The following is a 10,196-nucleotide window of genomic DNA, read 5'->3' as shown; positions in this document are numbered from 1 at the left end:
TAAGTCGGCTTGCCGGACGGTGTGCCGGACTTCCCCAGCCACTAAACCCCAATCCCCATCATCCGCACAATCGCCAGCGCATTCGAGCTCTGATTCACGCCCGGCTTCAGCCGGTAATCAAATGCCAGAGGATCGCTCGCGTCCGCACTCGCCATATGCACGTTCACTGCACACAGCTCGGCGAACTCTCCCATCTCCGTCAGCGTCAGGTCATGTGTCGACAGCGCGCCCACCGCGCCGTGACCCACCAGCGCCCGCGTCACCGCCTCCGCCGCAACCTTACGGTCCAGCGAGTTCGTCCCGCTGAAGATCTCGTCGATCAGAAACAGCACCCGCACCTCGCCCGCGCTGCGAGCGGCCTCGAGGATCGCATGCAGACGCTCCACCTCTGCAAGAAACTTGCTCCTGCCCTCCGCCAGCGAATCGCTCAGCGCAATCGACGCCCCAATCACCAGCGGCGATATCCTCGCCCGCGTCGCGCGAATCGGCGCGCCCGTCGCAGCCAGCACCGCATTCGCTCCCACCGACCGCAGCAGCGTCGACTTGCCCGCCATGTTCGATCCGCTGATCAGATACACCCTCGTCTCCGCGTTCAACGCCACATCGTTCGCCACCGCGTTCGCAGGTAATAGAGGATGCGCCAGCGTCGTCGCCTCGAAGACCGCCGTGCCTTCGTCGAGAATCTCCGGATACGTGTTCTCCGGATGCTCATACGCATACGTCGCCAGCGCGCTCAGCGCCTCGAACTCCGCCCACGCCGTCAGCCACAGCATCATCGCCGCCGCGTTTCTCCGCTTCCACATCGCAATCGAGATGGCCGCATGCGTCCCCGCGCACAGCAGCAGCGAAGGAATCAGGAACCACTCCTTCGTCCTCTGCTCCACGATCACGAACTGCTGCTGAATCTTCTTCAGCAGCCGCACCGCATCGCCCGGCGTCGCCATCACCTGCTTCAGCTCGCGCAGACGCTGCGACGTGAAGTTCTCGCCCTGCACCAGCTCCAGTCCATCGCGAAACAGCTGCATCTGCGCCGAGATACTCTTCGACGACTCCAGCAGCGGCAGCACCCTCTTGCGCAGCGTCAGCGCAATCGTCGCCTGGATCGCCAGCGCGCAGACAATATTCGGCCGCGCCACATCCCACGGCAGCACATGCGCCAGCCCCAGGATCGTCAGCAGCACCACCACCGTCGTCGTCGCCACCATGCCCACACGGCCTGCCCGATGAAACACCGGCGCAGGCTCATCCAGCCACTTGTCGAAGAACGCCGCCGGCACCTGCTGAAACCGCGACGGCCCAAGCATCGCAATCCGCTCGCGCAGATCGTTCCTCCCCGTCAGCTCCTCGATCGCCGCCCGCCGCGCCAGAATCGCATCACGAATGTCGCCCGCATCACGAGCACCACCCGCCCCGCGCGCCTTCCCCGCATCGCGATACAGCAGCAGCTTCGCCAGCCCCCGCTGCCCCACGCCCGTCCTCACCGTATCCAGCATGCCAAACAACGAGTCCGCGCCCAGCACATTCAGATCGCGCTCATACAGGTGGCCCTCCACGCGAAACTCCTCGCCTGTATTGCCCGACTGCGTCTTCGTCCCGTCGATGCGCCCCACCGCCAGCTCATAGTGCACAAACAGCCGCAGCGTGCGATCGCGCAGACGCATCATGTGCAGGTACAGCGGAATCACCGCCACCGTCGCCGCCAGCACCACCAGCAGCGGCGTTCCCGTCACCACGCCGCGCAGCAACAGGTACAGCAACACGCCCGCCAGCACAAAGCCCGCGATCATCGCCTTCTGCAGAACGTCCGTCCGCGAGAAGTAACGCTTGTACGCCGCATCCAGAACCGCAAGCCGCGCAGGATAAAACGTCACTGCCGGTTCAACATCCGCCATCATGTTCATCGCCCTTCATCCTACCGCCGCCACTACTCGGGTGCCCCATTCATGGCGCGAAGCGACATGAGTGGGTCCGCCACTACCTCTAAAAACTCATCTCGACCGAAGGCGCAAAGCGCCGCGCAGCGGAGAGACCGCTGGTCCCCAGCGAGCTTTGCTCGTTGGGGTGGAAGAGACCCGTTTCTCCACCAAAAAGGCCAGCCTCACCACAGCCTCCCTGCCCACAGACCCCGCCCCAAACGCCAATCTCCATGTTTTGGCAAAATAAGAGAGCTATGTCCAAGCAACAATTCCAGACCGAAGTCTCCCAGCTGCTCCAGCTGATCGTCCATTCCCTTTACTCGCACCCCGAGATCTTCCTGCGCGAGCTGATCTCCAACTCCTCCGATGCGCTCGACAAGCTGCGCCACCTCACCCTCACCGACGACACCTACAAGGCGCTCCTCGGCTCCACCATCGCCTCCCCGCGCATCGACCTCGACCTCAACGAGGAGGCCAAGGCCCTCACCATCTCCGACACCGGCATCGGCATGAACGAGGAAGACCTCATCGCTCACCTCGGCACCATCGCCCGCTCCGGCACCAAGAACTTCCTCTCCCAGCTCTCCGGCGACGCCAAGAAGGACTCCAACCTCATCGGACAGTTCGGTGTCGGCTTCTACTCCGTCTTCATGGTCGCCGACAAGGTCGAAGTCTTCTCCCGCAAGGCCGGTGAAGACAAGACGTATCGCTGGACCTCCGACGGCAAGACCGGCTTCGAGATCGAAGAGGCCACCGGCTCCAACGCCCGCGCCACCGCCGGTACCACCGTCCTCATCCACTTCAACGAAGAGGGCGCGCCCTACGCCAACTCCTGGCGCCTGCAGGAGATCGTCAAGAAGTACTCCAACCACATCGCCTTCCCCATCTTCCTCACCTACGACAAGAGCGACTGGGACGCCGAGAAGAAGGAGTCCACCAAGTCCCGCGTCACCGAGCAGGTCAACGCCGCCTCCGCCATGTGGCAGCGCTCCAAGTCCGAGCTCACCGACGACGACTACAAGGAGTTCTACAAGTCCATCACCGGCGACTGGGAAGACCCCCTCTTCTGGTTCCACACCCGCGCCGAAGGCACCCTCGAATACACCACCCTCTTCTACATCCCGGCCAAGGCCCCCATGGACCTCTACCAGGCCGAGTACAAGGGCGGCATCAAGCTCTACGTCAAGCGCGTCTTCATCATGGACGACTCCAAGGAGCTCCTCCCGCAGTACCTCCGCTTCGTCCGCGGCATCATCGACTCCGAAGACCTTCCGCTCAACGTCTCCCGCGAGATCCTGCAGCAGAACAAGGTCCTCAACACCATCAAAACCGCCAGCGTCAAAAAGATCCTCTCCGAGCTGAAGAACATCGCGGCCAACGACAAGGACAAGTACGCGCAGTTCATCGCCGAGTACAACCGCCCCCTCAAGGAAGGCGTCTACGGCGACTTCGCCAACCGCGAGACGCTCCTCGACCTCGTGCGCTTCAAGTCCTCCAGTGTCGAAGGCCTCACCTCGCTCGCCGAGGCCCGGGAGCGCATGCAGCCCGAGCAGAAGGCGCTCTACTACATCACCGGCGGCAACGAGAGCCTGCTCCGCAACTCGCCCCTCCTCGAGGTCTATAAGAAGAAGGGCATCGAAGTCCTCATCCTCGACGACGACATCGACGAGATCGTCTTCTCCAGCGTCCCCAAGTACGGCGACATCGACCTGAAGGCCGTCAACAAGTCCACCACCTCCGACGACCTCAAGGACGACTCCACGCCCGAGCAGGCCGCCGAAAAGGCCGAGGCCCTCAAGCCCCTGCTCGAAAAGATCAAGGCCACCCTCGGCGACAGCGTCAAGGAGGTCCGCGCCTCCTCCCGCCTCGCCGACAGCCCCTCGGTCATCGTGTCGGACGAAGACGAACCCTCCGCCCGCATGCGCCAGATGATGCAGGCCATGGGACAGAAGAACCTGCCCGACCTGCAACCCACCCTCGAGATCAACCCCGACCACGAGATCATCCGCAAGCTACTAGCCAACCCCGAAGAGACCAAGGTAGCCGACGCCGCCTGGCTCCTCTTCGACCAGGCGCTGCTACTAGAAGGCGTGCCGCTAAAAGACCCCACCACCTTCGTCCAACGCCTCAACCGCGTACTGAACCAGTCCATCTAACTCGATAAGTAACTTAGTAACGAAAACGCCTCCCTTTCGGGAGGCGTTTTAGCAATAAATTATTTATCAACTAAGGGCCTTCTGAAGAAGTTCTTTGAGATCTGATGCCAATTCAAATCCGACAGGCATCGTTAAATTATTTAACCGCTTTTCATCATAGCCAGCATATTTTATAACTGGCTTAAGCGCCCTCAGTAAACTTTTCCCCAAAACAGTATCTGCATTCTGTCCTCCGAGGCTGGTCCAGAGTTCCTCTGAATTCGGCGAGCCTCCTTCTTCATTCCAAAAACAACGGTTAATTTCTTTTCGTTTACCCAAAAAAACTTTCTTCGCATCTTTAATATTTTCTATTGCCTGCTTGCGCCACCCCTCAACTACCTCTAAAGAAACGTCGTATACCTTGGACAGATATTGGGGCGTACAAAAATATGATTCGATATCCGAACCTTTGCTAATCCAAGGGAAAACACCCTCGGTTTTGTATTTTTCATGCCATTTCTGCATTTCGACAGGCGTCATAAAATCTTGATCGCGATGGATTATTGCTCGAATGCCCAGATTGCCATCGACTAAAAGTCCTTGTAGAAGCTTATCCTTGGGCAGATTTTCTATGCCAAAACAGCGACACACTGATAGATTTCTTGCCAAATGTGGCCACTGACGAAGCAATGTTCTTACAAGCTTGTCGCTCTCATCTTCTATAAAAAACAATAGATCACGATCTAATCCACCCCAGCCCAATAGGCGACGGATTGCATCATCATCTTCTGTTTTGACCTCACCATTATTCATCCAAACAAGTTTTGTAGTTGAGCTTGCAGCCCGCGCAATGTGAGGGCTGTGCGTGGTGAGGATAATTTGAGTTTCAAATTCTTGAGTAGTGCGTTCTAAAGCTTCAACGAGTAACTCTTGTTTATCGGGATGCAAATGTGCGTCAGGCTCATCGATAAGCATAATTCTGGGACGGAATAGCACAAGATAAGCAAAAATCTGAATAACCTGAAGTACTCCGGTTGCGGCAGTTTCTAACGTTCGAGGCTCAGTAGTCAGTCCAGAATCTCTATAGGTTGCCGATATGTGATAATCCTCACGATCATCAAAGCTCACTTCAATTGAAATACCTGCGTGCACTTCATTGATAAGTTCATTAAGTCGCGCCAATCTGCCATTAGCCGCAGTTGAATCTGGTTCATGAATGAGGCGGGAAGCGAGGTTGTATAACACATTCCGCAGAACTCCCCCAGCGTCACCACTTGCAGCCTGTCGACGAAGTAGCGGCTGAGCCAGAATAGTCTCTCTCTCTGAAAGCCCGGCGAGCCCAGGAATGTAGGCCGTTATAAAGTTTTCGCGCTGCTTATACGGAGTGACTGCGGACTCTCCTGCAATGTGCGCTGATATACCTCCTTTGTTGCGAGCAGCCCAGATACTGATCTGTGCGGACAACTGAGACTCCTCACCGGATGATCCTGCATGGGAAAGAATTACTCTTGTCGGGGGTGTTTTATGCTCGCTTTTTAGCTCTGCTTTATGGGCAGTCTTAAGTGGTTCGCTTGACGGTAGGTAATCGATACGATCAAACGACATCATTTCGGAAGTGTTTTTAGGTGATATGTAACTCGCAGCACGAGCGGCCCAATGGACCGCTTGTAGAACAGATGATTTGCCGGAGCTATTAGGCCCTACTAAAACTGTTACGTCGCCAAGCGGCACTTTTGTTCTCTTGATGGCTTTGAAATTCTCTATCTCGATGCTTTCTACTTTGCTCCAACGACGCGCTTTGTTCGTGCGAGTATCGGAAACAATTACCGCCGAGGAATTAGGCAGCGGAACATCCGAGGATATTCCAAAACTAGGTGGGATTCTCACCTCAGCCGCATCATTCTCCCATGTAGAGTTTTCTGCGGGGATGTATGGATCTGTATCAGTATCGATGGTCTCGGAATCGGCGGCGATTGGATTAGACATAGGGTTGCAAGAGTGTTCAGTCTCCTAGGTTAGAAAACGTTAGTTGGTTACTTAAGAGTTTTTATCATGTTGGACTACATGTATCAGCCATGTTTCCTATGCACTGCTGGGTGCCACACCCTCACGAAGCTCGAACCATCCCACAATCAAACCTCCCCACAGAATCCACCCCACCTGCTACCCAACCCCCGGGCCCTCACTTCCATCCGCACAGGAGAGCCCATGCGCCGCACCTCCTCCCCCACCGGCTTCACCCTCATCGAGCTGCTTGTCGTCATCGCCATCATCGGCGTGCTCATCGCGCTGCTGCTCCCCGCCGTGCAGCGCGTCCGCGCCGCCGCACAGGACAAGGCCGCCAGCGACGACCTCACCCTCATCGCCAGGGCCCAGCTCACCTACCATCAGACCGCGCAGACCTACAGCCCCACCCTCGCCGCGCTCGCCACCCTGCCCGCCATCCTCGCCACCGGCCACGCCGACGGACACACCTTCGCCATCGTCACCGCCACCCGCGAGTCCTTCCTCGTGCGCTCCACCCCCACCATGCCCGGCAAGACCGGCAGCGCCACCTGCACCATCGACCAGGCGCTCCACATCGTCTGCTGACGCCGCGCCCTAACGCGCCCCCGCCGCCTGCATCGCCGCGCGAATCCTCTGCTCTCCCTCCGCGCTCAGATACCTGCAATCCAGCTGCAGAAACACCGACGTATACGGCACCGTCATCGTCGTCTTCAACACCAGCACCTTGTACGTCTTCGCTTCCTCGCTGAGTCTGCGCAGAATCTCCTCATGCAGCAGCGACTGCACCGGGTACGGCTTCAGCGCCTTCTTCAGGCCCTCGCGATACGCATTCACCTCCGCGTAGTCCTGCGCGGGCACGTACTGAAGCTCCTTGTCGAGAAACACCACCGGCCGCACATGCGTTGTGCGGCCAAGCTCCGCCAGCACCGCCTGCGTCACCGCAAGCTGCGATGCGTCCGTCTCCAGCGTCTCGATGCCAGCCGCCGTCTGCAACGGATACGCCGAGTCCACAATCAGGATCCAGTTGCGATGCCCCAGCAGGGGAAGCTCCTGCCGCAGCCGCGCCTGCCATCCAGCCTGCGCCGTCTGCGCCACGCCTCCTGCATCGAAGACCATCGCCAGCAGCAGCAGCGACACCACAATCAAGCCCGCCTTGCGCATAAGAACCCTCTCGGGCAGACATCATCGCACAACCTGCAAAACAAAAGCTCGCCGCACAGCTTTCCTGCATCTTCCTTCGCCGTTGCATTACCTTCCGCACTTCTCGAATTGTCATTCCGCAGCGCAGCGAAGGAATCTGCTTTCTTCCGCTCACCCGCCAATGCAAGGCCGTCGCCTTAGTCGTCGCTCTTCTTCATCATCTCGACAATCTCATCCTTATGCGCGCGATAGAACGCCATATTCGCATCGCTCGGGATCTTCGACTTGTCGACATACTTCGCCATATTCGCATCGCTCGGGATCTTCAGGTCTTCCGAGATCACGTTATTGCAGCAACACTCAACAGGAGAAGCATCCAGCGCATCCGGTCTTGGGTGCACACACTCCTCCGCGACGCTGCATCCGCATCGTTGCGATACCTTGAAATATCTCTTTGAGTTCCGGAAGTGACTCCGCGCACAATCCATGCACGCGGAGCCCAGCTCTTAGACCGGTCTCTACGCGAACTCCAGCGTGCCCCCGGCAACCACATCCTTGTGCGCGATCACCACGCCCGTATGCGCCTTGCCGTTCATCTTCAGCACGCCCTTGTCGCCCTTGCGCGTAATCACCAGCTTCTTGCCGCCGCTCAGCGTCAGCGTCATCCTGTCGAAGAACGGCGCGCCCAGCACATACTCCGGCTTGCCCGGGCACACCGAGTAGAAGCCCGCCGCACTCATCAAAAACCACGCCGCCATCGAGCCCGTATCCTCGTCGCCCGCGAACTCGTCCGGCGAGTACAGATCCTCCATCACGCGTCGCACCCAGTACCGCGTGCGCTCCGGCTTGCCCGCCAGCGCGGCGAGATAAAGGATGTGGTGCACCGGCTGATTGTTGTGCGCATACTGCCCGAAGTGACGCGCCGCCATCTCCGAGATCTCGTGAATCTCCATGCCGTACGCGCCCGTGTCGAACGTCGCCGGCATCGTGATCATCTTCTCCAGCTCTGCTGCAACATACGCATCGCCGCCCATCGCCTCAAACAGCTTCTCCGGCTCGTGCGGCACGTCGAAGCGATGCTGCCATCCCGCGCCCTCCACGTACGGGGAACCCCAGCGCACCGGGTTGAACGGCTCGCCGTCGAATGTCACCCAGCTGCCATCCGCATTCTTGCCGCGCAGAAACTTCGAATCCTTGTCGAACAGGTTGCGCCAGTTCTCCGCACGCTTGCGGAACATCGCCGCATCCTCCGTGTGGCCCAGCTTCTCCGCAATCTGCGAGAGGCAGAAGTCGCCGAACGCCGCATCCACCGTCTCCGCGGCAGACTCGTGCACCTCATCCTCCGGCACATAGCCCAGCTTCATGTACGTCTCGACGCCGCGCCGTCCATACCCCTTGTCCGCATTGCCCGGCTCCGTCGCATGCTTCTTCAGTCCCTGGTACGCCGTCTCCACGTCGAACCCCGGAACATCCTTCACCACGCCATCGGCAAATACCGCGTCGATCAAACTTCCCGTCATGCACGCGCGATAGCCCGGGGCAGGGAACTGCGGCATCCATCCGCCCTCGCGATACGCATTCACCCACGACTCCAGGATCTCGCCCAATCGCTCCGGGAACATCACCGACATCCACGGATACCACGCGCGATACACATCCCAATAGCCGTGGTCCGCATACATCACGCCCGGCTCGACCTTGCCGTTGAACGCGCTGTAGTGCACCGGCTTGCCGTTCGCATCCATCTCATAGAACATGCGCGGAAACAGCATCGCGCGATACATGCACGAGTAGAACGTCCGCCGCTGATCCAGCGTGCCGCCCTCGATCTTCGCGCGGTTCAGATGCTCTTCCCACACCGCACGCGCCAGCCGCCGCACCTCGCGGAAGCCGAACGAAAGCTCCTTCTTAAGATTCCGCTCCGCCTGCTCATACGAGATGAACGAGTGACCGATGCGAATCTCCTGCGCCACGCCAGGCTTCGCGGGATAACGCACCACCGCCACGCGATGCGACTTCACCTCGCTCACTTCGAGCTTCAACTCGCTCGCCGCCACGCCCACAAACTCAACGACGTAATACGCGCGAAAGTTTTGCGGCAACCCGCCGTTGCCATAGCTGTTGCTCGCACGCAGCAGACCGCTCGAGGCATCGAGCGCCATCTCCGCATGCTGTCCGCCCGGCATGTCGATCGCCAGCCCCGCATCCTTGCCCGCAGGAATGGGATCGCCGTCATCTCCCGCAGCATACGTGACCTGCATCACCGCGCCATGCGCCGTCGGCGCCAGCTCCATCCGCGAGCGATACCGCAGCAGATCGATCCCCATCTCCGCAGGAGACAACGTCGCCTCCTCCGGCCGCCACGACGTGCCCTTCGACTGCATCGCAGCCTTACCCGCACCGCTCACCGGCAGAAACGTCGCATAGCCATAGTCGTTCAGCCATGGACTCAGCTGATGCGTGCAACGCACACCCTCCAGCCGCCGCTCGCCCGGATGAAAGAACCAAGGCGAGCTGCCGCCGTTGCTCTCCAGCGTCCAGTGCGCCATGCCGAACGGCACCGCCGCAATCGGCAGCGTATTGCCACGCGAGAACAGATACGTCGAAGCCGTCCCCTGCAGGATATTCACCATCTCCAGCGGCGACTGCGAAGCTCCGCCACCGGCAGCAGCATGCGCCTCGGCGGCCTTTACACCATCGCGCAGCGACTGCGCCTCCGCCTCAACGCCCGCCGCGGCCGAAACCGCACCGGCCGCACTCACCGCAACACCCTTCAAAAACGAACGACGATTCGTACCCAAGCAGCTTCTCCTTCAAACGCAGAACATCCGCTTAAGACTACTGCACCCCGCCCAACCACACCGACAAAAGCCCACCATCACACAACACGCCCGCTTCGCCCCATGCATGACGCGAAGCGACATAAAATGCATCACCCTACCACAACGAAAAAGCAAAACATTCCGCCACGAGCAATTACTGACGACAAGCCGACTTA

The 10,196-nt window shown here is 59.3% G+C and carries 7 protein-coding genes; 2 read left to right on the top strand and 5 right to left on the bottom strand.

Features of this window, described 5'->3' with window-relative positions; genetic code table 11:
• Positions 1-41: 41 nt before the first annotated feature.
• Positions 42-1,901 (bottom strand): hypothetical protein, encoded by a 1,860-nt coding sequence (locus PW792_17790; protein MDE1163781.1) that lies wholly within the window; start codon positions 1,899-1,901, stop codon positions 42-44.
• Between the two features lie 269 nt (positions 1,902-2,170).
• Here PW792_17790 and htpG point away from each other — a divergent pair, with 269 nt between their 5' ends.
• Positions 2,171-4,072, top strand: a complete 1,902-nt coding sequence (gene htpG, locus PW792_17785; GenBank protein ID MDE1163780.1) for a molecular chaperone HtpG — start codon at positions 2,171-2,173, stop codon at positions 4,070-4,072.
• Positions 4,073-4,138: 66 nt separating this feature from the next.
• Here the strand turns inward: htpG and PW792_17780 are convergent, their stop codons facing one another.
• On the bottom strand, positions 4,139-6,037 hold the full coding sequence (locus PW792_17780) for an AAA family ATPase (GenBank protein ID MDE1163779.1): 1,899 nt from the start codon (positions 6,035-6,037) through the stop codon (positions 4,139-4,141).
• 78 nt (positions 6,038-6,115) lie between these two features.
• On the opposite strand from PW792_17780, the gene PW792_17775 reads away from it, so the two are divergent.
• Complete coding sequence (locus PW792_17775; GenBank protein ID MDE1163778.1) at positions 6,116-6,643, top strand: type II secretion system protein; 528 nt, start codon at positions 6,116-6,118, stop codon at positions 6,641-6,643.
• Between the two features lie 9 nt (positions 6,644-6,652).
• On the opposite strand, the gene PW792_17770 is transcribed toward PW792_17775, so the two are convergent.
• The 3 genes from PW792_17770 to PW792_17760 form a co-directional block, all read right to left on the bottom strand.
• Positions 6,653-7,219 (bottom strand): hypothetical protein, encoded by a 567-nt coding sequence (locus PW792_17770; protein ID MDE1163777.1) that lies wholly within the window; start codon positions 7,217-7,219, stop codon positions 6,653-6,655.
• A gap of 176 nt (positions 7,220-7,395) precedes the next feature.
• On the bottom strand, positions 7,396-7,599 hold the full coding sequence (locus PW792_17765) for a hypothetical protein (protein MDE1163776.1): 204 nt from the start codon (positions 7,597-7,599) through the stop codon (positions 7,396-7,398).
• A 117-nt stretch (positions 7,600-7,716) separates the two neighbouring features.
• The gene (locus PW792_17760; GenBank protein ID MDE1163775.1) at positions 7,717-9,999 is read right to left on the bottom strand and encodes a GH92 family glycosyl hydrolase; all 2,283 of its coding nucleotides are present in this window, start codon (positions 9,997-9,999) and stop codon (positions 7,717-7,719) included.
• Positions 10,000-10,196: the final 197 nt, after the last annotated feature.

The organism is Acidobacteriaceae bacterium, from assembly GCA_028283655.1.
Taxonomy (GTDB): Bacteria; Acidobacteriota; Terriglobia; order Terriglobales; family Acidobacteriaceae; genus Granulicella.
Note: the sequence above shows the minus strand (reverse complement) of the source record. Positions and strands in the feature narration are given on the sequence as shown.

Coding starts and splice junctions, on each gene's coding strand:
- PW792_17790 (MDE1163781.1), bottom strand. CDS start 1,901: ATGAACATGATGGCGGATGTTGAACCGGCAGTGACGTTTTATCCTGCG.
- htpG (MDE1163780.1), top strand. CDS start 2,171: ATGTCCAAGCAACAATTCCAGACCGAAGTCTCCCAGCTGCTCCAGCTG.
- PW792_17780 (MDE1163779.1), bottom strand. CDS start 6,037: ATGTCTAATCCAATCGCCGCCGATTCCGAGACCATCGATACTGATACA.
- PW792_17775 (MDE1163778.1), top strand. CDS start 6,116: ATGTATCAGCCATGTTTCCTATGCACTGCTGGGTGCCACACCCTCACG.
- PW792_17770 (MDE1163777.1), bottom strand. CDS start 7,219: ATGCGCAAGGCGGGCTTGATTGTGGTGTCGCTGCTGCTGCTGGCGATG.